The sequence below is a fragment of the Phaeospirillum tilakii genome (assembly GCF_042683125.1).
Lineage (GTDB): Bacteria > Pseudomonadota > Alphaproteobacteria > Rhodospirillales > Magnetospirillaceae > Phaeospirillum > Phaeospirillum tilakii.
On sequence record NZ_JBHUIY010000012.1, the window covers coordinates 50,087 to 72,954 of the forward strand.

The following is a 22,868-nucleotide window of genomic DNA, read 5'->3' on the forward strand; positions in this document are numbered from 1 at the left end:
TGCGGCGGCGCGGCCGATTAAACCTCCGTAAAGACCGACGGGTCATGCTGGAACGGAATGCGGGAAGGGAACGATCGAATGAGCAGCCACCCCAGCCTCGATGCGGCGCTCGGCCTGCTGGCGGCCGGGCGGGCCGATCTGGCCGAGCGGGCCTGCCGCGATTTGCTGGACCAGGCCCCGGGGACGGCCGACGCCCTGTTGCTGCTGGCGGTGCTGCTGTGCCGGCGCGCCGCCTTCGCCGAGGCCGAGCCGCTGCTGCTCGAGGTGCTGGCGGCGCGGCCCGACGATCCCCAGGCGCTGGAGACGCTGGGCGACCTGCGCTTCGAGCAGGGCGATTTCGCCGCCGCCGCCGATGGGTTCGCCCGTGCCCTCGCGGCGCGGCCGATGGCGGCGCGCTTCTGGGTCAAGCTGGCCCAGGCCCACAGCCGCGCCGGCCGGCTGGCCGAGGCGGTCGCCGCCTATCGGCGCGGGCTCGACCTGGAGCCCGGCCGGGTCGATCTGTGGTGCGAGCTGGGGGGGGCGCTGGCCGGGGCGGGGCAGGGCGAAGAGGCGGCGGCGGCATTCGCCGAGGCCACCCGGCTGGCGCCGGATTCGGCGCGGGCGTGGCGGCTGCTGGCCGACCAGCTCGGCGCGCTCGGCCGGGCGGCCGAGGCCGAGGCGGCCTACCGCGCCACCCTGGCGCGCGATCCCGGCGACATCGAGGCGCAGGTCAATCTGGCCCGGCTGTTCCGCGCGCAGAACCGGCTGGCCGAGGCCCGCGCGGCGCTGGAAGCGGTGCGGGCCTGTTGTCCCGAGGCGGTGCCGGTGCTGACCGCGCTGGCGGCGCTGCGGCTGGCCGAAGGCGACAATCCGGGCGCGGCCGCGCTGGCCCGGCAGGTGGTAGCGCTCGAACCCGGCAATTTCGAGGGGCAGTTCACTCTCGGCCTCGCCGCCCTCGGGCTCGACCGGCCGGAGGAGGCGGAAGCCGCCTTTCGCCGGGCGCTGGCGATCGCCCCGAATGCGGCGCCGGCGCTGACCAATCTCGGCCTGACGCGCTGGGGGCAGGGGGCCGGGCTGGCCGAGGCCGCCGGCCTGCTCGAACGCGCCCTGGCGCTCGATCCCGCCAATGCCGATGCCTGGACCATCCTCGCTCTGATCCGGCTGCAAAGCGGCGATTTCGACCGGGGCTGGACCGATTTCCACTGGCGGCTGGCCACCTTCGGGCCGGGCTGGGACCGGCGCTACGCCGAATTGCCGCGCTGGGACGGCACCCCGCCCGGCGCCGGCCGGCTGCTGGTGTCGGCCGAGCAGGGGATCGGCGATCAGGTGATGTTCGCCGGTTTCCTCCCCGGCCTGCTGGCGCGCGGGATTGCGCTGGCGATCGAGGCCGATCCCCGGCTCGAACCGCTGTTCCTGCGCTCGTTCCCCACGGTGGCGTTCGTGCCGCTGGGGCAGGTCGAGCGCCTGCCCGGCGACGTCGCCGTTCAACTGCCCTGCGGCGACCTGCCGGCGTTGCTGCGGCCCGACCGGGGGCCGGTGCCGTGGCTGGCGGAGTCCTATCTGCGCCCCGATCCCGCCCTGCGCGACCGGCTGCGCCGGCGCTACGCCGACGGGCGGCTGCTGGCCGGGCTGGCCTGGCGCAGCACCCAGGCCCGCACCGGGGCGCGGCGCTCGCTCGATCCCGCCCGCCTCGCTCCGTTGCTGGCGGTGCCGGGGGTGCGCTGGATCAGCCTGCAATATGGCGATGCCGGGGCGGGCGAGACCAGCGAGGCCGGGGCGGAGGTGACGCGCGATCCGGCGGTGGACCAGATGGCCGATCCCGACGCCTTCGCCGCCCAGATCGCCGCGCTCGATCTGGTGGTGACGATCGACAATTCCACCGCCCATTTCGCCGGGGCGCTGGGGGTGCCGACCCTGCTGCTCAATCCCTGCCGGTCGGACTGGCGCTGGTTCCTCGGCGGCCGGTCCAGCCCGTGGTATCCCAGCCTGACCGTGCTGCGCCAGCCGGTGCCGGGGGCGTGGGACCCGGTGGTGGCCGAGGCGGCGGCGTGGCTGGGCCAACGGGTGGCGGCGGCGTGAGCGCGGCGCGGCGGTCAGCCGGCGATGACGAAATCGGGATGGTCGAGCCAGTCCTGAGCCGACCACAGCGCGAAGCCCTGCACCTGATGCCAGCCGGTGCTGCACAGCAGCAGGATGGAGACCTGGGGGAACTCGACCGCGACGGCGTCGAACAGCCCCTTCCACCAATGCGGCGGCCGCACCGTGACGTGGGCGTTCTCGCCGGTGGGCAGCAGCGCCCGCGCCGGGTAGCAGGCGACGTTGACCACCAGCAGCCGGCCGGCGAGCGAGAACAGCTCGCGCACCGTCGCCGGCAGGTCGGCGATGAAGACATGTTCCAGCACGTCGAAGCAGACCACCGCGTCGGCCGGCTGGCGCTGGTCGAGCCCGCGCGCCGGCTCGAAGCGGTGGACCCGGTCGAGGCCGAAGAAGTCGCGCGCCGAGCGCCCGTCCGCGCTGAAGCCGGGACGGTCGTAATCGCTGCCGCCGCAGCCGTAATCGAGCAGGCTGGTGACGCCGAAGCGGCGGAACAGCGGCAGGAGATGGTCGCGGAAGGCGCGGATCTCCATGTCGTTGAAGGCGTTGTCGATATGGAGGCCGTCGGTGGTGGCGTAGCCTTCGCGCGCCATCTCGGCATAAAGCTTGAGCAGGCGGGCCTGTTTGGCGCTGGGCGGCATCGAGGACTTCCCCTTTGGTCCCGCGCCGGCATTGCCGGAAGTCATCGGTCGCGGCGGATCTGACCACGGGCCAGGATAGCCCGGGTGGTGGGGGCGGGGAAGAGACGGTTTCGCGGGCGCCGCCCCTTGCAACCCGGGGTGTGGGGCGGCGGCGTTTTTCGGTTTGGGCGCGGGGGGTGATCCGGCGGCCGAGGGTTAAGGAGCAACGAGATGAAATGCGCGGTGATTACTCCGATCGGCCCCGGCCACCAGCACCGCTACGCCGGCTGCCGCGAGAGCATCGAGGCGGCGTGGGCGCGGGGACGCGGGGGGTTCGACGGGCTCGAACTGCTGCCGATGTGGGATTGCGAGGGGCAACACGGCCGCTCCAGCCGGCGCAATGACGGCATCGCCCGGGCGCGCGAGTTGGGGTGCGCGTGGATCTTCTTCCTCGATGCCGACGATCTGATGGTGGCGGACGCGTTCGAGCGGGTCGCCCCGCTGCTCGACAGCCACGACGCGGTGTGGGGGGCGATCTGGGAAATCCCGCCCGAGGGCGGGGTGGCGGCGCCGCGCCCGGGGCAGCCGGCGCGGCTCGACGGGTTCGATGCCCTGCTGCGGACCGACCCGGCTTTGTCGGTGCAGATGGGGCATTTCGTCCGCACCGAGGTGGCGGCCGCGGTCGGGTTCGATCCCGAGCTCGATGTCGGCGAGGATTTCAAATATTACCTCGCGCTGTGGGCATCGCGCCGCTGCGTCAAGCTCGATGCGCCGCTGTTCGTCAATGTGCGGGGGAGCCATTCGACCGGGCCGCGCGCCGCCGATGGCGGGCAGTGGCGGGCGGCGGCGCAGGCGCAGATCCTGCGGGCGCTGGCCGGGCGCGAGCTGATCGCCGAGGTCGCCTGCGACGGGGGGACGGCCCGCTTCGCCATCGCCGATCCGTTCGACACGGTGCAGAGTGCCCAGTGCCGGGGCCAGTTCTTCGAACAGGGCGAGTTGACCGAATTGCGCCGCTGGGTGCCCGCCGGGGCGGCGATCGGCGAGATCGGCGCCAATGTCGGCAATCATCTGGTGTTCTATGCCCAGCACATGGCCCCGGCCCGGCTCTATCCGGTCGAGCCCAACCCGGCCAGTCTCGACCTGCTGCGCCGCAATGTCGCCCTCAACCGGATCGACGGGCTGATCGATCCGCGCGGCCTCGGCCTCGCGGTCGGGCGGGCGGCGGGGCGGGCGGCGATGGCCCTGCCCGAGGCCCACAATCTCGGCGCGGCGCGGCTGGTGGCCGGCGACACCGTGCCGGTCTGCCGGCTCGACGCCCTGTTCGCCGACACCCGGCTCGATTTCCTCAAGATCGACGTCGAGGGCTGCGAGCTTGACGCGCTGGAGGGTGCGGCCGGGCTGATCGAACGCTGCCGCCCCACCATCTACATCGAGATCTGGAACGACAATCTGTGGCCGTTCGAGTCCTGGTGCCGCCGCAACGGTTATCAGGGGCGCTGGATGGTGACCTACGTCAATGCCGTCAATTTCTTCATCGTTCCGGAGTGAGTTGGACCAAAATCCCGGCCGAGTAGGACCAAAGTCACCGAAGCGTCATCACGTCGGCATGGATTATCGCCGCCAAAACCGTTATTGTGCCCCCGTCCGTGAAGGAGAGGGGTGTTGGTCGCGTTCGACAACCATCCTGCCCTGGTGCTGAATGCCGATTTTCGGCCGCTCAGTTACTTTCCACTGTCGCTGTGGTCCTGGCAGGACGCGGTTCGGGCGGTGGTCGCCGACCGGGTCTGCGTGGTGTCGGAATATGACCGCGAGATCCGCTCGCCCCGCTTCACCATGCGGCTGCCCAGCGTGATCTCGCTCAAGGAATACGTCCCGGCGGCGCGGCGGCCGGCCTTCACCCGCTTCAACGTGTTCCTGCGCGACCGCTTCACCTGCCAATATTGCGGCACCGCCTTTCCCACCCACGATCTGACCTTCGATCATGTCGTGCCGCGCGCCCGGGGCGGGCGCACCACCTGGGACAATGTCGTCACCGCCTGTTCCCCCTGCAATCTGCGCAAGGGCTGCCGCTCGGCCGGCGAGGCGGGGATGGCGCTGCTGTCGCGGCCGGACCAGCCCTCGACCTACCAGCTTCAGGTCAACGGCCGCTCGTTCCCGCCCAATTACCTGCACCAATCCTGGCGGGATTATCTCTACTGGGATTCCGAACTCGAACAGTTCTGAACCCGGCGCCTCATACCGCCCGGCCAATGACCTGACCCGTTGGGTCAGGTCAGGCCGAGACGGTGACGCTCAAGCGCCGCGCGGGCTGGCCGGCCGCCGAACGGATCAGTTCAATGGGCGGCCGGTCTCAGCCGAACGGCACCACCTTGTTGTCGGCATCGTGGCCGATGTCGGCGCGGCCGAGATAGGGGATCCCGGCGCGGGCGCACCAGAAGCGGGCGATTTCCTCCTCCTCCAGCCCGAACGCCGGATCGTTGGGTGGAATCGCGCTGCACCGGCCGAGGCGGATCCCGGCCACCCCGCGCAGCGCCGGGGAAGACACCAGCTGACCGAGGCAGCGGTCGATGCGGTAATGCGGCTCCGACACCTCCTCCAGCAGCAGGAGATGGCCGGCGAGGTCGGGCAGGGCCGGGGTGCCGATCAGATGGGCCAGGATGGTCAGATTGAACGCCGCCGCCTGCTGCCCGGGGACCAGCCCCGGTTCGAGGATGCCGGGGCCGCGCGCGCCGCACAGGAAGGCGAGGCCGCGCCGCACCGCCGCTTCGCCGCCGGGGCGGCCGAGGTCGGCCGGCATCGGTCCGTGCGCCACCCGGCCGATCCCGGCGCGGTAGAGCGCGGCGAGCAGGGCGCCGCCGTCGCTGTAGCCGAGATAGGTCTTGGCCCGCGCCGCCGCGCCGAGGGCGGGCAACACCGTCTCGACCAGCCGGAACGAACCGTAGCCGCCCCTTCCGAACCACACCGCGTCGAAGCCGGGATCGTTGGCGACCTCGACGAAGGCCCGCGCCCGGGTTGCGTCGGGGCCGGCGAAATGGCCGCAGGATTCGAAGCATTGGGGATGGAACCACAGCGTCGGCCGCCCGGCGGCGGGCAAACGGTCGAGCAGCGCCGCGAGCCGGTCGGGCAGGGCGGGATCGACCCGGTTGCTCGGCGCCACCACCGCGATGCGCGGTCCCCGTTCCGTCGCCACGTTGCGTCTCCTCGTCCGGTTGCCAAGCGCGCGGGCCGGAGTGTAGCCTCCGCCGATGAGCCCGGATAAGCCGAATTATTTCTTCTGCGGCGTCGGCGGCAGCGGGATGCTGCCGCTGGCGCTGATCCTCCGTCAGCGCGGTGCCGTTGTCGCCGGCTCCGACCGGTCGTTCGACCAGGGCCGGATGGACCCGGCCAAGGTCGCCTTCATCAGGGGGCGCGGCATCGCCCTCCATCCCCAGGACGGCAGCGGCCTGATCTCGGCCGAGACCGTGCTGGTCTGTTCGGCGGCGATCGAGGACAGCGTGCCCGACGTCCGCGCCGCCCGCCGCCTCGGCGCGCCGATCGTCACCCGGGCCGAATTGCTGGCCAGCCTGTTCAACGCCGCCGCCCGCCCGGTCGGCATCGCCGGCACCAGCGGCAAATCGACCACCACCGCGATGGCCGGTTTCCTGCTGCACCGCGCCGGGCTCGATCCCACCGTGGTCAACGGCGCGGTGATGCGCGATTTCGTCACCCCGGCGCTGCCCTTCGCCGGGGCGGTGGTCGGCGGCGGCGCCCTGTTCGTCGCCGAGGTGGACGAGAGCGACGGCTCGATCGCCCGCTACGACCCGGCGGTGGCGGTGGTGACCAACGTCACCCTCGACCACAAGCCGCTCGACGAATTGCGCGCCCTGTTCGGCGGTTTCGTCGGCCGGGCCGAGAGCGCGGTGCTCAATCTCGACGACCCGGAAAGCGCCCGTCTCGCCGCGTTGCTGCCCTCCGGCCGGGCGGTGACCTTCTCGCTCGGCGATCCGGCCGCCGACCTGCTCGCCGCCGACCTCGCCCCCCGCCCGGACGGGATCGATTTCACCGTCTCGGTCCCGGCCGGCCCCTCCCTGCCGGTGCGGTTGCGGGTGCCGGGGCGACACAATGTCGCCAACGCGCTGGCCGCGCTGGGGGTGGCCCGGGCAATCGGGCTCGACCTCGCCACCGCCGCCGCCGCTTTGTCGGGCTTTTCCGGGGTGCGGCGCCGGCTGGAGACGGTCGGTCAGGCCGGCGGGATCACGGTGATCGACGATTTCGCCCACAACCCGGACAAGATCGCCGCCAGCCTCGCCACCCTGCGCGAATTCCCCGGCCGGCTGCTGGTGCTGTTCCAGCCGCACGGCTACAGCCCGCTGGCGCTGATGCGCGACGGCTTCGTCGCCGCCTTCGCCGACGGCCTCGGCCGCGACGACCGGCTGATGCTGCCCGATCCGGTCTATTTCGGCGGCACGGTCGACCGCCGGGTCACCAGCGCCGATATTGCCGCCGACCTCCAGGCGCGGGGCTGCCCGGCCCGTCATCTGCCCGACCGCGCCGCCTGCGCCGACGCGCTGGTGGCCGAGGCCCGCCCCGGCGACCGCATCGTGGTGATGGGGGCCCGCGACGACAGCCTGACCACCCTCGCCGCCGCGATGCTCGCCCGGCTCGGCACCGTCACGGCGTAACAAGCGCCCCCCCCTTGGGGAGGTCCAGGAACCTCAGGTTCCTGGCGGGTGCGGGCAGAGCCCGCGTCTTCAATCCATGAAATAATCCTCCTCGCGCACCCAGTGATCGCCGCCGGCAAGGCGGGAGCGGGCGGTGGCGGCCTGCTCGCAATCCTCGACATAGGCGAGCAGGGCGGCGCGGGCGCAATCCTCGGCGCGGCGGCCGAGCCCCCGGGCGATGGCGGCGAGGCGGAACGCGAGGTCGGGATCGAGTTCGAGTCGCATGGCGGGCCTCCGTGCTATTTGGCTTGATTCTCGCATCCAATCCGACGAAAACCCAGCCCCATGAGCACGCTCTCGGACCAGATCGCGCTGCGGCGCACCTTCGCCATCATTTCCCACCCGGACGCCGGCAAGACGACGCTGACCGAGAAGCTGCTGCTGTTCGGCGGAGCGATCCAGATGGCCGGGGCGGTGCGCGCGCGCGGCGAGCAGCGGCGGACCCGGTCCGACTGGATGTCGATCGAGAAGGAGCGCGGCATCTCGGTGTCGGCCTCGGTGATGACGTTCGAGCATGAGGGGCTGACCTTCAACCTGCTCGACACGCCCGGCCACGAGGACTTTTCCGAGGACACCTACCGCACCCTGACCGCGGTCGATTCGGCGGTGATGGTGCTCGACGCCGCCAAGGGCATCGAGACCCAGACGCTGAAGCTGTTCGAGGTCTGCCGCCTGCGCGACATGCCGATCGTCACCTTCATCAACAAAGTCGATCGCGAGGGGCGCGATCCGTTCGATCTGCTCGACGAGGTCGAAAAGACCCTGGCGCTCGACGTCGCGCCGCTGACCTGGCCGATCGGGATGGGGCGCGACCTCAAGGGGGTCTACGACCTGACGCGCGACCGGGTGATCCTGTTCGATCCCGGCCGGGGCGACCACATCGCCGAGATCGGGCTCGACGCCAGCCTCGATTCGCCCGCGCTCGACGAGGCGGTCGGCGCGGCGGCGGCGGCCAAGCTGCGCGAGGAGGTCGAGCTGGTCCGGGCCGGCTTCCCCGAATTCGACGTCGAGGCGTTCCGCGCCGGCCATCTCACCCCGGTGTTCTTCGGCAGCGCGCTCAAGACCTTCGGCGTCGCCGAGCTGCTGCGCGGGGTCGGCCGGCTGGCCCCGCCGCCGCTGGCGCGCGCCACCCATGCCCGCCGGGTCGAGCCCGAGGAAGGCAAGGTCACCGGCTTCGTGTTCAAGGTCCAGGCCAACATGGACCCCAACCACCGCGACCGCATCGCCTTCTTCCGCATCTGCTCGGGGCGGTTCCAGCGCGGGATGAAGCTGCGCCATGTCCGCACCGGCAAGGTGATGGCGCTGGTCAATCCGGTGTTCTTCCTCGCCCGCGACCGGGAACTGGCCGAGGAAGCCTTCCCCGGCGACATCATGGGCATTCCCAACCACGGCCAGCTCCGCATCGGCGACACCCTGTCCGAGGCGGAGGATCTGCGCTTCCTCGGCATCCCGACCTTCGCCCCCGAGGTGCTGCGCCGGGTCCGGCTCGACGACCCGATGAAGGCCAAGCAGCTCAAGAAGGCGCTGGAGGACCTCGCCGAGGAGGGGGTCAGCCAGGTGTTCAAGCCGATCGACGGCTCGACCTGGATCGTCGGCGTGGTCGGTCCGCTCCAGTTCGACGTGCTGACCACCCGGATCGAGAGCGAATATTCGATCAAGGCCGGGTTCGAGGAGGCGCCGTTCGTCACCGCCCGCTGGGTCGCCGCCGACGACGAGGCGGAGATCAAGCGGTTCGGCGACGCCAACAAGTCGAACATGGCCGAGGACCGCGACGGCGGGCTGGTCTATCTCGCCCGCAATTCCTGGCAGCTCAACCGCGCCCAGCAGGACTTCCCCAAGGTCCGCTTCACCGCGACGCGCGAACAATCGTAACGGGAAGGCGGCGGCCGTCACCGGGGTGACACTGGACAAATCGGCTGCCGCCCCCAGATTATTCGACGTTTGTCACAACACTCGCGGAAGGTCACGACCATGACCCCCCAGGAACGGTCCCTGATTCAGAGCGTGTTCGACCGGCTGGCCCGCCTCGCCGGCGCGCCGAAGGATCCCGAGGCCGATGCGCTGATCCAGGCCTCGATGCGCCAGAACCCCGATGCCGGCTACCAGCTGGTCGAGGCGGTGGTGGTGCAGGAACAGGCGCTCAACGACGCCCAGGCCCGCATCGCCGACCTCGAACGCCAGATCGCGGCGCTCCAGGCCGCCCGTCAGCCGCAGGCCCCGGCCCCCTCGGGCGGGCTGTTCTCCGGCCTCAATCCGTTCGGCCGTTCGCGCGTGCCGCAGAGCCCGCCGCCGGCCTATCCCCAGCAGCAGGCCTATCCCCAGCAGCCGGGCTATCCGCCCCAGCCGGGCTACCCGGCCCAGCCGGGCTACGGCCAGCCGAGCCCGTGGGGCGCGCCCTCGGCCGGGGGCAGCTTCCTGCGTACCGCCGCCGGCACCGCCGTCGGCGTGGCGGGCGGCGTGCTGCTGGCCGAAGGGATCTCCAACATGTTCGGCGGCCATGCCGCCAACGCCGCCAACGTCGCCTCGGCGGCGGGGGCCGAACATCTCGGCGCCCCGGTGTCCTACGACACCCAGGTCGCCGATCAGGGCGGTTATGACCCGTCGGGCGATTTCGGCGTCGATGCCGGCGGCGACGTCGGTTATGATGACGGCGGTTTCGACGACAGCTCGTTCTGAGCCCGGCCCCGGCGGGCGGGGATGTGCCGGCCACCCCTTAGGGTTGGCCGGCCGTTGCCACCCCACCCGCCGCATGGCGGTCCGGTCACCGAAACGAAACCTTTTTCTCCTTTGAAAACAGCACGTTAGTCGGCGCGGTTTCCGCCCTTGACACGGGTGGGCCTACCCCTTATGGTGCCCGCGCTTTTGGCACCGTCGGGCCAGTGGGGGCTTTTCGAGGGCGCGCGACATGGCTGATCCCGATTCCACCCCGCCGCTGGACGATTTCGAAGCCCGTCTGCAACAGGCGCGTCAGCGCGAGGACAAGGCATCGGGTCGGGAGGCGGAGCGCAAGGGTGGCCCCACCAGCATGGGGCTGGGCTTTCGCATCGGCATCGAACTGATCGCCGGTCTGGTGTTGGGGGCGGGGCTTGGCTGGGTGTTGGACGCCTGGCTGGGGACGTCCCCCTGGTTGCTGGTGCCGTGCCTCTTTCTCGGAGGGGCGGCCGGTGTCATGAATGTGCTCCGCGTCATGCGCGGCCTGGATCAGACGGTCGGTTACGGCCAGGCGCAGCGGCGCGCCGGACAGGCGCAGGACCATTGAAAGAGGCGTGCTGTGAGTAATCCCATCGAACAGTTCCAGATCCTGCCGTTGATCCCGCTCAAGGTTGCCGGGGTGGACATCTCGTTCACCAATTCCTCGGCGATGATGGTGCTGGCGGTCGCGCTGTCCACCCTGTTCCTGACCCTGTCGGTCCGTTCGCGGGCGCTGGTGCCGGGCCGCTGGCAGTCGCTGGCGGAAATCTTCTACGAATTCATCGCCGGCATGTTGCGCAGCAACGTCGGCAGCGAGGGGCGGCGCTACTTCCCCTTCATCTTCACCCTGTTCATGTTCGTGCTGTTCGGCAACGTGCTCGGCCTGATGCCGATCCCGGCGATCGGCTTCACCTACACCAGCCACATCATCGTCACCTTCGCCCTGGCGGCGGTGGTGTTCGTCGGCGTGACGGTGATCGGGTTCTGGCGCCACGGGTTCCACTTCCTGCGGATGTTCTTCCCCGAGGGGGCGCCGCTGGCGACCGCCGTGGTGTTGGTGCCGATCGAGGTGATCTCGTACCTGTCGCGGCCGATCAGCCTGTCGGTCCGACTGTTCGCCAACATGACCGCCGGGCACATCATCCTGAAGATTCTGGGCGGGTTCGTCGTCACCCTCGGGTCGATGTACGTGCTGCCGGGGGTCTTCCCCTTCGCCTTCCTGTCGGCGGTGACGGTGCTGGAAATCGGTATCGCCCTGTTGCAGGCCTATGTCTTCACCGTGCTGACCTGCATTTATCTGCACGACGCCATCCACATGCATTGAGCCGGCGGCAGGGTCCCTTGGCTTGATTTTCTGTCCCTGAAGGAGCTTGAGGAACATGGATTACGAATCTGCGAAAGTCATCGGTGCCGGTCTGGCTGCCATCGGCGTGATTGGCTCGGGCGTCGGCGTCGGCTCGGTGTGGTCGTCGCTGATCGCCACCGTCGGCCGCAACCCGTCGGCCAAGTCGAACGTCGAGCTGTACGCCTGGATCGGCTTCGCGGTGACCGAGGCGATCGCGCTGTTCGCCCTGGTTATTTCGCTGATGATCCTCTTCAAGTAAGTCGACGGTTCTCCTCGGAGGACGGGACCGGCGCCGCGCGGGACCTCCCGGTCGCGGCCCACCCCGTCTTCGGGGGGAGGATTTTCCTTCGCCGTCCCTCACTGTCCAGGAGCTTCCGGGATGCCTCAGTTCGACCCGGCCTTGTTCACGCCGCAGCTGTTCTGGCTGCTGCTCACCTTCATCGCGCTGTACGCGCTGATGGCCCTGGTGGCCCTGCCCCGGATCGCCGCCGTTCTCGACGAACGCCAGCGCAAGATCGACGACAATCTCGAGAAGGCGGCGCAGCTCAAGGCCGAGGCCGACGCCGCCATCGCCGCCTATGAGAAGGCCCTGGCCGATTCCCGTGCCCAGGCCCAGAAAGTGATTCGCGAAGCCGCCGAACGGCTGGCCCGCGAGGCCGACGAGCGCAACCGCGCCCAGGCCGCCCGTCTGGCCGATCTGATCAAGACCGGCGAGGCCCGCATCGCCGCCGCCAAGACCGAGGCGCTCGCCAACGTCCGCACCGTGGCGGCCGAGGTCGCCGGCGCGGTGGTCGAACGCCTGATCGGCAAGCCGGCCCCGGCCGCCCGCCTTGAAGCTTCGGTCGCCGCCGCCTTCCAGGAGCAGGCCCGATGATCTCCTCCGCTTATGCCGCCACCGAGGCGGCCGCCCATGCCGGCCCGTTCTACACCGAAGCCCATTTCTGGGTGAATGTCGCCTTCCTGCTGGTGATCGGTCTGGCGTGGCGCCCGGTGGCCCGCGCCATCGCCGCCGCCCTCGACGCCCGCTCCGCCAAGATCAAGGCGCGGATCGACGAGGCGCTGCGCCTGCGCGAGGAGGCCCAGGAACTGCTGGCGACCTACCAGCGCAAGCAGCGCGACGCGATGCGCGAGGCCGAGGAAATCATCGCCCACGCCAAGGCCGAGGCCGAGCGCCTGTCCCGTCAGGCCGCTCAGGATCTCGAACAGCAGATGAAGCGGCGTGAGCAGATGGCGCTCGACCGCATCGCCCAGGCCGAGGCCCAGGCGCTGCGCGAGGTCCAGAACGCCGCCGTCGATGTCGCGATCGGCGCCGCCACCCGGGTGATCGGCGATACGCTGACCCCGGCCCAGCGCGGCAAGCTGGTCGATGAATCGATCAAGGTCCTGCCCGGCAAGCTGAACTGATTGCCGACGCTGCGATCGAACGATCAACGGCCCGTCCGCCAGGACGGGCCGTTTTCGTTTGCGGCGGCGTTACGCGGGCTCCCGCCCGCGCGCTTCGCGCGCATACCGTAACGTTACGCGGGCTCCCGCCCGCGCGCTTTGCGCGCATACCGTAACGTTACGCGGGCTCTCGCCCGCGGGCCCGGCCGGGGCGATGCCCCGGACCCCCTTTGTTTTCATCGATGAAAAAGGGAGGGGGTCGGGGAGCTCTGCTCCCCGAGCGGGGTGGTGGGGCGGCAGCCCCGCCTATTTCCCCCGTTGGGCCAGTGCCTCCTCGCGGCTGGCGAAGCCGAGTTCCAGCAGCAATGGCGGCTCCAGCCCGGCCTCGGCCAGCAACGGCCGGTCGGCCAGGATTTCCGCCGCCGCTCCCTGGCGCAGGGTCCGGCCCTTGACGAACAGCGCCACCTCGTCGGCCAGCATCCAGGCCAGATCGACGTCGTGGGTGGTCAGCACCAGGGTGGTGCCGGCGGCGGCCAGTCCGGCCAGCAGCCGGCGCAGGCGGGTGCCGCCGCCCGGATCGAGTCCGGCCAGCGGTTCGTCGAGCAGCAGCACTTCGGGCCGCATCGCCACCGCTCCGGCGATCGCCACCCGCTTCTTCTGCCCGAACGACAGGTGATGGGGGGGACGATCGGCCAGATCGGGGATGCCGAGCGCGGCCAACGCCTCGTCCACCCGTTCCGCCGCCGCCGCCGGGGGCAGGCCGAGATTGAGCGGACCGAACGAGACGTCCTCGGCAACGGTGGCGGCGAACAACTGGTCGTCGGGATCCTGTAACACCAGCCCGACCCGCCGCCGCCACCCCGCCAGCGCGGCGCGGTGATAACCGGCCGGGGCGCCGCCGAGGCGGACCTCGCCCGCCGCCGGCCGCAGGGTGCCGTTGAGATGCAGCAGCAGGGTGCTCTTGCCGGCGCCGTTGGGACCGAGGATCGCCAGGGTGCGGCCGCGCGCCACCCGGAGGTCGAGCCCGTCGAGGGCGCGGCCGCCGCCGGGCCAGCCGAACACCAGCCCGCGCGCCTCCAGGGTCAGTTCCACCATAGCCCGATTCCGGCGATGCCGGCCTCCAGCGTCAGGGTGGCGGCGATGAAGCCCCAGGACAGCGCCGCCGCCGGCCGCAGCACCGGCAGGCTGCCATCGAAGCCGCGCGCGGCGAGGCCGACCTCCAGCCGCCGCGCCCGTTCCATCGCCCGGGGCAGCAACAACGCGATCAGCAGGCCGAGCGAGCGCAGCGACCGGCGCCAGCCCTGCCAGCCCAGCCGGGCGGCCTGGGCGGTGCGGATCGCGGCGGCGGAGTCGAGCAGCAGCAGCAGGAAGCGCCAGATCAGCAGGGCGATCTCGACGATTTCGGCCGGCACGCCGAGCCGGCGCAGGCCGCGCACCAGATCGGGCGCCGGGCAGGTCACCGCCAGCAGCAGCAGGCAGGACAGCGCCGCGCTTGCCCGCAGCAAGGCGAGCAGGGCGGCGCGCCCGCCATCGGCGGCGAGGGCGATGCCGTTGGGGCCGATCTGCACCGCCAGCGCGGCGGTGGCGGTGAGGGCGAAGCCGAACGGCGCCGCCACCAGCCGCAGCCACGCCCCGGGCGGCACCCGGGCGCCAGCCAGCGCCGCCGTCCAGGCGATCGCCAGCACCAGCCCCGCCGCCGGCCAGGGCGGCAGGGCCAGCGTCAGCGCGAGCAGGCCGAGGGCGAGCAGACTCTTCTCCCCCAGCCCACGCTGGCGCCACCGGCTGGCGCTCGCCAGCCGGTCGATCGTCAGACTCACTTCGCGCGGCTTCCCTGGCGGCGGCCGATGGCATAGCCGACCAGCCCCGCGCCGATTGCCGCCTGCACGGCGAACAGCAGGCTTTCCATCTCCTTGCCCGGCGGCTCCCACAGCGGCTCGGCCCACGGGGTATAGGACGGGGCGACGGTGGCCACCGCGTCACGGGCGGCATCGTCGGTGCCGCTGTATTCGGTGCCGGGATGCAGCACCAGCGGGGCGGCGACGATCAGGGCGGCGAGGCCCAGCAGCAACAGATTGAGGCGCGCGCTCATGCCTTGTCTCCCACACCCGGCACCAGGCCGCGACCGGCCAGGGCATTGATCACCACCACCGTCACCAGCCCCTCGGCCACCGCCAGCGGCACCTGGGTCAGGGCGAAGATGCCGGCGAACTTGAGGTAGGCCCCGGCAAAGCCCGATACCGGGTCGGGGAAGGCCAGCGCCAACTGGGCCGAGGTGACCAGATAGGTGGCGAGGTCGCCCAGCGCGGCGGCCAGGGCGATCCCCACCGCCGCCGGCAGGCCGAGGGCGTTCGAGCCCTTCCACACCGCGAAGGCCACCCACGGCCCGGCCACCGCCATCGACATGATGTTGGCGCCGAGCGTGGTCAGGCCGCCATGGGCCAGCAGCAGGGCCTGGAACAGCAGGACGATGCCGCCCAGCACCGCCATCACCGACGGGCCGAACAGCACGGTGCCGAGCCCGGTGCCGGTCGGATGCGAGCAGGAGCCGGTGACGCTCGGCAGCTTCAGCGCCGACAGCACGAAGGCGAAGCCCCCGGCGGCGGCGAGTTGCAGCCGCGCCTCGGGGTGGTCGGTGACGATCCGCTTGAGCTTCCAGGCGCCGGCGGCGACGAAGGGCGCGGCGGCGGCGCTCCAGGCCAGCGCGTGCGGCGCCGGCAAAAAACCTTCCATGATATGCATTCGGGACGGACTCCGTTCGTCGAGAGGGCAAAATGCCGCCGCGAAACGGAATTCTGTTCGACCTCCCGGCACACCCCGTCCGGCAGGCTCACGGCGACTCTCGCGATGGCAGGTCTCCTGACTTGCGGGTCGTCGGCACCGGTCCGGCCTTCCCAGCCCCCCGCGCGGGGGCCAGTGGCTTGAGGGGGACCCGTGCCTCTCCGCCTACAGTTGCGGGGGCAGTCGCGGATTTGGCCCAGGCCGGGCCGCACCGCGTTCCCATTTTCACCCCGTCGGCGGCGGCCGGCGGGGAACCATCGTCCCCCAACTATAATTTCGCCACGATCCCGATGCAAACCTCGACCATCCTGCTATCCTGCCCGGCACGGCAGTGACGGAGTTTTCCCCCCTTGACCCATACCATCGCGATGGTCGATGACGACCGCAACATCCTGACCTCGGTGTCGATGGCGCTGGAAGCCGAGGGCTTCAAGGTGCGCACCTACACCGACGGGGCCGAGGCGTTGCGCGGGCTGACCGCCCAGCCGCCCGATCTCGCTTTGCTCGACATCAAGATGCCGCGGATGGATGGGATGGAGCTGTTGCAGCGGCTGCGCCGCCAATCGTCGCTGCCGGTGATCTTCCTCACTTCCAAGGACGACGAGATCGACGAACTGCTCGGCCTCAGGATGGGGGCCGACGATTACATCAAGAAGCCGTTCTCGCAAAAGCTGCTGATCGAACGGATCCGCGCCCTGATCCGCCGGATCGAGGCCAACGCCGCCGGCGGGGCCGAGGCGGTGAGCGAGGTGATCACCCGGGGGCCGCTGCTGCTCGATTCCGCCCGCCATGCCTGCACCTGGAACGGTCACGGCGTCGATCTGACCGTCACCGAGTTCCTGTTGCTGAAGGCGCTGGCGATCCGCCCCGGCCACGTCAAGAGCCGCGACCAGCTGATCGATGCCGCCTATGGCGAATCGATCTATGTCGACGACCGCACCATCGACAGCCACGTCAAACGGCTGCGCAAGAAGTTCCGCGAGGTCGACGAGTCGTTCGCCCAGATCGAAACCCTGTATGGGGTCGGCTATCGCTACCGCGAGGAATAGGGCGTGAAGACCGCGCCGGCCGTCGCCGGTCCGGCCGAGGGGCCGCCCCGCCGCCGCTGGCCGCGCTGGCGGCTGCTGGCCTCGCCGCTGACCCGCCGCATCCTCGCCGTCAACCTGCTGGCCCCGGTGGTGCTGGTGGGCGGACTGCTCTATCTCGACCGCTACAAGCAGGGGCTGATCCGCTCCGAACTCGACGGCCTCGCCACCCAGGCGCAGATGGTCGCCGCCGCCGTCGGCGAGGGCGCGCTGATCGAGGGCGAGGGCGAGGGCCTCGAATTCAATGCCGAGACCGCGCGGCAGATGGTGCGCCGGCTGGCCGAGCCGGCCCGGCTGCGGGTGCGGCTGTTCGGCGCCGGCGGCGAGCTGGTGGCGGATTCGCGCTTCCGCTTCGGCGCGGTCGGGCTGGTCCATGTCGAGCTGCTGCCGCCGCCGCATGATCCGCATTGGTTCGACACCCTGCGCATCGGCTGGGAACGGCTGGCCCACTGGATGCGGTTCGACCGCGCCTTGCCGCTCTATCTTGATCCGCCCCGGGCGCGGGCCAGCGATTTCATCGAGGTGGCGACCGCGCTGGAGGGCCGCAGCGGCGCCCAGGTCCGCACCCGCAAGGGCGGCGGGCTGGTGCTGTCGGTGGCGGTGCCGGTCCAACGCTACAAGCAGGTGCGCGGCGCGGTGCTGATCAGCGCCGAGGGCAACGGCATCGCCCGCTCGCTGTTCCAGATCCGCCTCGCCATCTTCCAGGCCTTCCTGCTGTCGCTGGCGCTGACGGTCGGGCTGTCGCTCTATCTCGCCGGCACCATCGCCCGCCCGGTGCGCCGCCTCGCCTTGGCGGCGGAGCGGGTGCGCCATGGCCAGGGCCGCGCCGCGCTGATCCCCGATCTGTCCCGGCGCGGCGACGAGATCGGCGAGCTGTCGGTGGCGCTGAAGGAGATGACCGAGGCGCTGTGGCGGCGGATGGACGCGATCGAGGCCTTCGCCGCCGATGTCGCCCACGAGATCAAGAATCCGCTGACCTCGCTGCGCTCGGCGGTCGAGACGGCGGCGCGGATCGAGGATCCCGACCGCCGCCGCCGGCTGATGGCGATCATCCAGGACGATGTCGGCCGGCTCGACCGGCTGATCAGCGACATTTCCGACGCCTCGCGCATCGACGCCGAGATGTCGCGCGCCGAGGCCGGCGCGGTGGCGGTGGCGGCGATGCTCGACACCCTGTTCGAGGTCTACCGCGTCACCGGGGCCGAATCCGGCCCGACCTTCACCCTCGACCGCCCGGCCAACGATCCGCTGGCGGTGTGGGGGATCGAATCCCGGCTGGTCCAGGTGCTGCGCAACCTGATCACCAACGCGATGTCGTTCAGCCCGCCCGGCGGGGTGATCCGGCTGGTCGCCGTCCGGGGCGGCGGCTGGGTGCGGGTGACGGTCGAGGATCAGGGGCCGGGGATCCCCCCCAACAAGCTCGATGCGATCTTCGACCGCTTTTATACCGAACGGCCGGAAGGCGAGAAGTTCGGTACCCATTCCGGCCTCGGCCTGTCGATCTCGCGCCAGATCGTCGAGGCCCATGGCGGCCGGATCCGCGCCGAAAACCGCGATGAAGGCGGCGCCCGCTTCATCGTCGAACTGCCGGATCGCGCCGGGGGGTAACACGTTACGCGGGCTCTGCCCGCCCCCGCCAAGGGCCGCAAGGCCCTTGGAACCCTTTCCTTGTCCTTCGCGCGGCAAACATCCGCGCCCAAGCTGACAGGCCGTTCCGCGCCCGACCCCCAATGGGATCCAAGGGCCTTGCGGCCCTTGGCGGGCGTGGGCGGAGCCCACATCCCCCCGAAAGCCGAGATGAGCCGGGGGCGGTTTGGAGGCGGCAGCCCCGTATCAGCGCCCCCGGCCCGGCATCATCCGGCGATAGGACAAGGCCTCGGCGATCTGGAGGCGGCCGATTCGCTCGGTGCCGGACAGGTCGGCCAAAGTGCGGGCGACGCGCAGGACGCGGTGCCAGCCGCGTGCCGACAGGTGCATCCGCTCCGCCGCCTCGGTCAGCAGGCGGCGGCCGGCCTCGTCGGGGGCGGCGACCCGTTCCAGCAGGTCGCCATCGGCCTCGGCGTTGGTGCGGATCGGCAGGCCGCGATAGCGTTCGGCCTGGATCGCGCGGGCGGCGGCGACCCGGGCGGCGATTTCGGCCGAGCCCTCGGCCGGCGGCGGCAAGGCCAGGTCGGCCGGGCTGACCCCCGGCACCTCGACATGCAGGTCGATGCGGTCGAACAGCGGGCCGGAAATGCGCGACTGGTAGTCCTGGGCGCATTTCGGCGCCTTGGCGCAGGCCAGGGCCGGATCGCCGAGATGGCCGCAGCGGCAGGGATTCATCGCCGCCACCAACTGGATCCGGGCGGGATAGGCGACATGGGCGTTGGCGCGGGCGATCACGGCGCGGCCGGTTTCCAGCGGCTGGCGCAGGGCTTCGAGCGCGGCGCGCTGGAATTCCGGCAATTCGTCGAGGAACAGCACGCCGAGATGGGCCAGCGACACCTCGCCCGGCTTGGCGCGCTGGCCGCCGCCGATCAGCGCCGGTACCGAGGCGGAATGGTGCGGGTTGCGGAACGGCCGCCGCCGCAGCAGCCGGCCCTCGGCCAACTGGCCGGCGACCGAGTGGATCATGCTGACCTCTAGCGCCTCGGCCGGTTCGAGGTCGGGCAGCAGGCCGGGCAGCCGGGCCGCCAGCATCGACTTGCCCGAGCCGGGCGGGCCGATCATCAGCAGGTTGTGGCCGCCGGCGGCGGCGATCTCCAGCGCCCGCTTGGCGGTCTCCTGGCCCTTGACGTCGCGCAAATCGGGGGCGGCGCCGTCATCGTCGGCGATGCGCGGCTCGGGCGGGCTCAACACCTGGGTGCCCTTGAAATGATTGATCAGCGCCAGCAGCGAGGCGGGGGCCAGCACCTCGATCCCGCCGGCCCAGGCCGCCTCGCCCCCCTGCGGCCCCGGGCAGATCAGGCCGCGCTCGGCGGCGCGGGCGGCGATCGCCGCCGGCAGCACTCCGGCCACCGGCGCCAGCCGCCCGTCGAGCCCCAGTTCGCCGAGCGAGACATAGCCGCCGATCTCGTCCTGGGGGATCACCTCCATCGCCGACAGCAGGCCGAGGGCGATCGGCAGGTCGAAGTGACTGCCCTCCTTCAGCAGGTCGGCCGGGGCGAGGTTGACGGTGATCCGCTTTGGCGGCAAGGCGAGGCCGAGGGAATTGAAGGCGGCGCGCACCCGCTCGCGGCTTTCCCCCACCGCCTTGTCGGGCAGCCCGACCACGGTGAAGGCGGGCAGCCCGGCGGCGATCTGAACCTGAACGTCGATCTCCAGGCACTCGATCCCGGCAAAGGCGACGGTGGCGGCGTGGGCGGTCATTGCAACTCGGCGGGTGATGCGAGCGGACTCGCTTGGGGCGGGCGGCCATTATGCCGCCTCGCCCCTCGGTCGCAAAGGGTTCCAAGGGCCCCTGGCCCTTGGCGGGTGTGGGCGGCGCCCACGCTCAGCCGGCGCAGCCGGCTAGAATCCCCCGCAATTCGCCGAGATTGCGGGCCAGATGCTCCGGCCGCCGCGCCGCCAGTGCTTCAACGTCGGTGTACCCCCACCCCACCGCGACCGATACCAGCCCGGCGGCGTGGGCGGCCTCAATGTCGCGGATTTCGTCGCCGACCGCCGCGATCTGGTGCTTCGGCAGCCCGGCGCGGGTGGCGACCCGGCGCAGACGGGCGGCCTTGCCGAACAGGCCGGCGCCACATTCGACCTGCTCGAACCGCCCGAACAGCTCGGGCCCGAGGATGCGGCGAACGTTGGCCTCCTGGTTCGAGCTGACCAAGGCGAGGCGCAACCCGCCGTCGGCGAGCTCCTCAAGTAGAGCGGGCAGCCCGGCGAACGGCTGGATGTCGGCGCGGGCCTGGAGGGCGCGCATATGGGCGGCGATCAGCGGCACCTTCCAGCCCGGCACGGCGAGGTGGGCGAGGATCTGGCGGGCATCGAGCCGCCGCAGGGTCGCGACCTCGCCGTCCGCCACCGGACGGAAGCGGTAGCGGGCGGCGACCTGATTGAGCACTCCGGTGAACCAGGGAAAGGAATCCGCCAGGGTGCCGTCGAAATCGAAGATGGCGAGGTGGAAGCGCCGCATCGCTCAGGCCGCCGGTTCATCGCGCCAGAACGCCGCCGCCCCGGGCGGCAGGGGCGCCAGCACCCGGGCGAAGGCGGCCGGGTCCACCTGTTGGCGCAGGGCGCGGGCGACGTCGCCGATCGCGCTGTCGGGAGAAAAATTGTGATCCCGGCGCCAGGACTGGACCTCGCGGGTCAGGCTGGCGCGGTCGGTCCAGGGGCGGGGCGGCTGGTCGGGATCCCAGTCGGCGACGAAGATCGCCCGCAGCACCGGCGGCAGCACCGCCGCGAAACGGATCGCCTCGGCCAGCGACAGGCGGTGGCGGAACACCAGCAGCACCGCCTGGGTCATGGTGTAGGTCTGGTTGCGGGTGGTCAGGCCGGACAGGTCGCGCGCGGCGGCAAGGAAGCGTTCGAACTCCTCCGAGGCGTGGGACAGCTCCATCGGGATCGGCATCGTTACGGTCCCCCGGTTCCATCGGCCTGCGGCGCGCTCATCCGGGCGGCGATGGCGGCGGCCAGCGGGTCGGGCTCCTGGCCCAGACCGTCGATCACCCCCTGGCGGTCGGCGGCGGAGCGGTTCTGGCTCAGTTTCCACTTGCCTTCGAGCCGGGTGATTTCCAGCCGGAAACCGACGATGCCGGCCAATTGCCCCGCCAGATAATCGGCGGGCGCGTCGGCGAGCGACCAGGGTCGGGGGCGGCCGGTCTCGTGCCGGTCGGTCAGCCGGGTCAGCAGGGCGCGCAGCCGGTCCGGATCGGCGAAGAATTCCACCGTCCCGCTGGCGTGGACCGCGACATAGTTCCAGGTCGGCACGACGCGGCCGGTTTCCGCCTTCGACGGATACCAGGAGGGGGTGACATAAGCGTCCGGGCCGGGACAGATCATCAGCCCGGTCCCCACCCGCCCCAGCCGCCGCCCCTGCGGATTGGCGCGGGCGAGATGGCCGTACAGCGTGCCCTGTTCTCCCTCGGACGGGTCGAGCCAGACCGGGACGTGGCTGGCCTCCAGTTCGCCCTGGTCCTGGGTCACCAGGATCGACAGCCGCGCCTGACGGATGGCCTCCTGCAGAACCGGCAGCCGGGTTTCCCTGAATTTGGGGGGCGTGTACATCGGACAACCTTCCGGGCGGGGGTGGGCCCGCGCCGCCGCTCAGCCGGCGGCGCGGCGGGCCTCGATCGCGTCCCACACCAGCCCGGCGAGGTTGACCCCGTCGAAGCGGTCGATCTGGCGGATGCCGGTGGGGGAGGTGACGTTGATCTCGGTCAGGTGATCGCCGATCACGTCGATGCCGACGAACAGCAGGCCGCGTTGGCGCAGGGTCGGGCCGATCGCGGCGCAGATCTCGCGTTCGCGCGCGGTCAGGGTGGTGGGGCGCGCCGCGCCGCCGACATGGAGATTGGAGCGGGCCTCGCCCTCGGCCGGGACCCGGTTGACCGCGCCGACCGGCTCGCCCTCGACCAGGATGATCCGCTTGTCGCCCTGGCGCACCGCCGGCAGGTAACGCTGGACCATCAGCGGCTCGCGCGGGGCGATCTGGCGGAACAGGTCGAGCAGGGAATTGAGGTTCTCGTCGCCGGGGGCGAGGTGGAATACCCCGGCGCCGCCATTGCCGAACAGCGGCTTGACGATGATGTCGCCGTGCTCGGCGCGGAAGGCGGCGATCGCCTGGGGATCGGCGCTGATCAGGGTCGGCGGCATCAATTCGGGGAACAGCGTCACCAGCAGCTTTTCCGGGGCGTTGCGCACCTCGGCCGGGTCGTTGACCACCAGGGTGCGGGGGTGGATCCGCTCCAGCAGGTGGGTGGCGGTGATGTAGCCGAGGTCGAACGGCGGATCCTGGCGCATCAGCACCACGTCGGTGGTGGCGAGATCGATCCGCTCGGCGGTGCCGAGGGTGAAATGGTCGCCGCGCACGGCGCGGACCTCGAGCGGGCGGACCACCGCCTCGACCGTGCCGTCGCGCCAGGACAGGGCGCCCGGCAGGTAATGCAGCAGGCGGTGGCCGCGCCGCTGCGCCTCAAGGGCGAGGGCGAGGGTCGAATCGCCCTCGAAATCGATTGAATCGATCGGGTCCATCTGGAAGGCGACGAGAAGGGACATCGGC

The 22,868-nt window shown here is 71.3% G+C and carries 25 protein-coding genes and 1 riboswitch; of the genes, 13 read left to right on the top strand and 12 right to left on the bottom strand.

The features are described from left to right. Positions 1 to 78: 78 nt before the first annotated feature. The gene (locus ACFSNB_RS07845) at positions 79 to 2,058 is read left to right on the top strand and encodes a tetratricopeptide repeat protein (RefSeq protein WP_377315581.1); all 1,980 of its coding nucleotides are present in this window, start codon (positions 79 to 81) and stop codon (positions 2,056 to 2,058) included. 14 nt (positions 2,059 to 2,072) lie between these two features. Here ACFSNB_RS07845 and ACFSNB_RS07850 read toward each other — a convergent pair whose 3' ends face one another. Beyond that, on the bottom strand, positions 2,073 to 2,714 hold the full coding sequence (locus tag ACFSNB_RS07850; protein ID WP_377315583.1) for a class I SAM-dependent methyltransferase: 642 nt from the start codon (positions 2,712 to 2,714) through the stop codon (positions 2,073 to 2,075). A 210-nt stretch (positions 2,715 to 2,924) separates the two neighbouring features. On the opposite strand from ACFSNB_RS07850, the gene ACFSNB_RS07855 reads away from it, so the two are divergent. Together ACFSNB_RS07855 and ACFSNB_RS07860 are read left to right on the top strand one after the other, a co-directional pair. After that, positions 2,925 to 4,241, top strand: a complete 1,317-nt coding sequence (locus ACFSNB_RS07855; RefSeq protein ID WP_377315584.1) for an FkbM family methyltransferase — start codon at positions 2,925 to 2,927, stop codon at positions 4,239 to 4,241. Positions 4,242 to 4,355: 114 nt separating this feature from the next. Then, positions 4,356 to 4,916 (top strand): HNH endonuclease, encoded by a 561-nt coding sequence (locus ACFSNB_RS07860; protein ID WP_377315586.1) that lies wholly within the window; start codon positions 4,356 to 4,358, stop codon positions 4,914 to 4,916. A 127-nt stretch (positions 4,917 to 5,043) separates the two neighbouring features. On the opposite strand, the gene ACFSNB_RS07865 is transcribed toward ACFSNB_RS07860, so the two are convergent. Continuing rightward, positions 5,044 to 5,883: an LD-carboxypeptidase gene (locus ACFSNB_RS07865; RefSeq protein WP_377315587.1), complete on the bottom strand. Its 840-nt coding sequence runs from the start codon at positions 5,881 to 5,883 to the stop codon at positions 5,044 to 5,046. Positions 5,884 to 5,938: 55 nt separating this feature from the next. Here ACFSNB_RS07865 and ACFSNB_RS07870 point away from each other — a divergent pair, with 55 nt between their 5' ends. After that, positions 5,939 to 7,354 carry a UDP-N-acetylmuramate--L-alanine ligase gene (locus ACFSNB_RS07870; RefSeq protein ID WP_377315589.1) on the top strand — a complete coding sequence of 472 codons (1,416 nt, stop codon included), beginning with the start codon at positions 5,939 to 5,941 and terminating at the stop codon, positions 7,352 to 7,354. Positions 7,355 to 7,423: 69 nt separating this feature from the next. Here ACFSNB_RS07870 and ACFSNB_RS07875 read toward each other — a convergent pair whose 3' ends face one another. Continuing rightward, positions 7,424 to 7,618 carry a hypothetical protein gene (locus ACFSNB_RS07875; protein ID WP_377315591.1) on the bottom strand — a complete coding sequence of 65 codons (195 nt, stop codon included), beginning with the start codon at positions 7,616 to 7,618 and terminating at the stop codon, positions 7,424 to 7,426. Positions 7,619 to 7,678: 60 nt separating this feature from the next. Between ACFSNB_RS07875 and ACFSNB_RS07880 the strand changes: the two genes are divergently transcribed. From ACFSNB_RS07880 to ACFSNB_RS07910, 7 genes are all read left to right on the top strand, one after another. After that, entirely contained in the window at positions 7,679 to 9,265 is a 1,587-nt protein-coding gene (locus tag ACFSNB_RS07880; RefSeq protein ID WP_377315592.1) for a peptide chain release factor 3, read from the top strand. A gap of 99 nt (positions 9,266 to 9,364) precedes the next feature. Beyond that, positions 9,365 to 10,069, top strand: a complete 705-nt coding sequence (locus ACFSNB_RS07885) for a DUF2076 domain-containing protein (RefSeq protein WP_377315594.1) — start codon at positions 9,365 to 9,367, stop codon at positions 10,067 to 10,069. 229 nt (positions 10,070 to 10,298) lie between these two features. After that, positions 10,299 to 10,652: an AtpZ/AtpI family protein gene (locus ACFSNB_RS07890; protein WP_377315596.1), complete on the top strand. Its 354-nt coding sequence runs from the start codon at positions 10,299 to 10,301 to the stop codon at positions 10,650 to 10,652. Positions 10,653 to 10,664: 12 nt separating this feature from the next. After that, positions 10,665 to 11,408: a F0F1 ATP synthase subunit A gene (locus tag ACFSNB_RS07895; RefSeq protein WP_377315598.1), complete on the top strand. Its 744-nt coding sequence runs from the start codon at positions 10,665 to 10,667 to the stop codon at positions 11,406 to 11,408. A gap of 55 nt (positions 11,409 to 11,463) precedes the next feature. Continuing rightward, positions 11,464 to 11,688 (top strand): ATP synthase subunit C, encoded by a 225-nt coding sequence (locus ACFSNB_RS07900; RefSeq protein ID WP_002730311.1) that lies wholly within the window; start codon positions 11,464 to 11,466, stop codon positions 11,686 to 11,688. A 120-nt stretch (positions 11,689 to 11,808) separates the two neighbouring features. Next, positions 11,809 to 12,303 (top strand): F0F1 ATP synthase subunit B family protein, encoded by a 495-nt coding sequence (locus ACFSNB_RS07905; RefSeq protein WP_377315599.1) that lies wholly within the window; start codon positions 11,809 to 11,811, stop codon positions 12,301 to 12,303. Then, positions 12,300 to 12,833 (top strand): F0F1 ATP synthase subunit B family protein, encoded by a 534-nt coding sequence (locus ACFSNB_RS07910; RefSeq protein WP_377315601.1) that lies wholly within the window; start codon positions 12,300 to 12,302, stop codon positions 12,831 to 12,833. The genes ACFSNB_RS07905 and ACFSNB_RS07910 overlap by 4 nt, the downstream gene beginning before the upstream one ends. A 285-nt stretch (positions 12,834 to 13,118) precedes the next feature. Here the strand turns inward: ACFSNB_RS07910 and ACFSNB_RS07915 are convergent, their stop codons facing one another. Genes ACFSNB_RS07915 through ACFSNB_RS07930 form a run of 4 tightly spaced genes read right to left on the bottom strand, consistent with a single transcriptional unit; the run spans position 13,119 to position 15,551 of the window. Next, a complete protein-coding gene (locus ACFSNB_RS07915) occupies positions 13,119 to 13,907 on the bottom strand; it encodes an energy-coupling factor ABC transporter ATP-binding protein (protein WP_377315602.1) in 789 nt (262 codons plus the stop codon). Further along, positions 13,895 to 14,629, bottom strand: coding sequence for a cobalt ECF transporter T component CbiQ (cbiQ, locus tag ACFSNB_RS07920; protein ID WP_377315604.1), 735 nt, complete (start codon positions 14,627 to 14,629; stop codon positions 13,895 to 13,897). The genes ACFSNB_RS07915 and cbiQ overlap by 13 nt, the downstream gene beginning before the upstream one ends. Further along, positions 14,626 to 14,901, bottom strand: a complete 276-nt coding sequence (locus ACFSNB_RS07925; protein ID WP_377315605.1) for an energy-coupling factor ABC transporter substrate-binding protein — start codon at positions 14,899 to 14,901, stop codon at positions 14,626 to 14,628. The genes cbiQ and ACFSNB_RS07925 overlap by 4 nt, the downstream gene beginning before the upstream one ends. Next, entirely contained in the window at positions 14,898 to 15,551 is a 654-nt protein-coding gene (locus tag ACFSNB_RS07930) for an energy-coupling factor ABC transporter permease (protein ID WP_377315607.1), read from the bottom strand. Before ACFSNB_RS07930 ends, ACFSNB_RS07925 begins: the two co-directional genes overlap by 4 nt. 90 nt (positions 15,552 to 15,641) lie before the next feature. Next, positions 15,642 to 15,864: riboswitch (cobalamin riboswitch) on the bottom strand. A gap of 76 nt (positions 15,865 to 15,940) precedes the next feature. Here ACFSNB_RS07930 and ACFSNB_RS07935 point away from each other — a divergent pair. Beyond that, a complete protein-coding gene (locus ACFSNB_RS07935; protein WP_377315609.1) occupies positions 15,941 to 16,639 on the top strand; it encodes a response regulator transcription factor in 699 nt (232 codons plus the stop codon). Positions 16,640 to 16,642: 3 nt separating this feature from the next. Then, positions 16,643 to 18,283: a stimulus-sensing domain-containing protein gene (locus ACFSNB_RS07940; RefSeq protein WP_377315611.1), complete on the top strand. Its 1,641-nt coding sequence runs from the start codon at positions 16,643 to 16,645 to the stop codon at positions 18,281 to 18,283. A gap of 225 nt (positions 18,284 to 18,508) precedes the next feature. Here ACFSNB_RS07940 and ACFSNB_RS07945 read toward each other — a convergent pair whose 3' ends face one another. From ACFSNB_RS07945 to gshB, 5 genes are all read right to left on the bottom strand, one after another. Then, positions 18,509 to 20,023: a YifB family Mg chelatase-like AAA ATPase gene (locus ACFSNB_RS07945; protein WP_377315613.1), complete on the bottom strand. Its 1,515-nt coding sequence runs from the start codon at positions 20,021 to 20,023 to the stop codon at positions 18,509 to 18,511. Between the two features lie 124 nt (positions 20,024 to 20,147). Next, positions 20,148 to 20,783 (bottom strand): HAD hydrolase-like protein, encoded by a 636-nt coding sequence (locus ACFSNB_RS07950; RefSeq protein ID WP_377315615.1) that lies wholly within the window; start codon positions 20,781 to 20,783, stop codon positions 20,148 to 20,150. 3 nt (positions 20,784 to 20,786) lie between these two features. Then, on the bottom strand, positions 20,787 to 21,218 hold the full coding sequence (locus tag ACFSNB_RS07955) for a DUF2267 domain-containing protein (RefSeq protein WP_377315616.1): 432 nt from the start codon (positions 21,216 to 21,218) through the stop codon (positions 20,787 to 20,789). A gap of 2 nt (positions 21,219 to 21,220) precedes the next feature. Beyond that, positions 21,221 to 21,874: an FMN-binding negative transcriptional regulator gene (locus tag ACFSNB_RS07960; protein ID WP_377315618.1), complete on the bottom strand. Its 654-nt coding sequence runs from the start codon at positions 21,872 to 21,874 to the stop codon at positions 21,221 to 21,223. Positions 21,875 to 21,913: 39 nt separating this feature from the next. Then, positions 21,914 to 22,864 (bottom strand): glutathione synthase, encoded by a 951-nt coding sequence (gene gshB / locus ACFSNB_RS07965; protein ID WP_377315620.1) that lies wholly within the window; start codon positions 22,862 to 22,864, stop codon positions 21,914 to 21,916. Positions 22,865 to 22,868 lie beyond the last annotated feature (4 nt).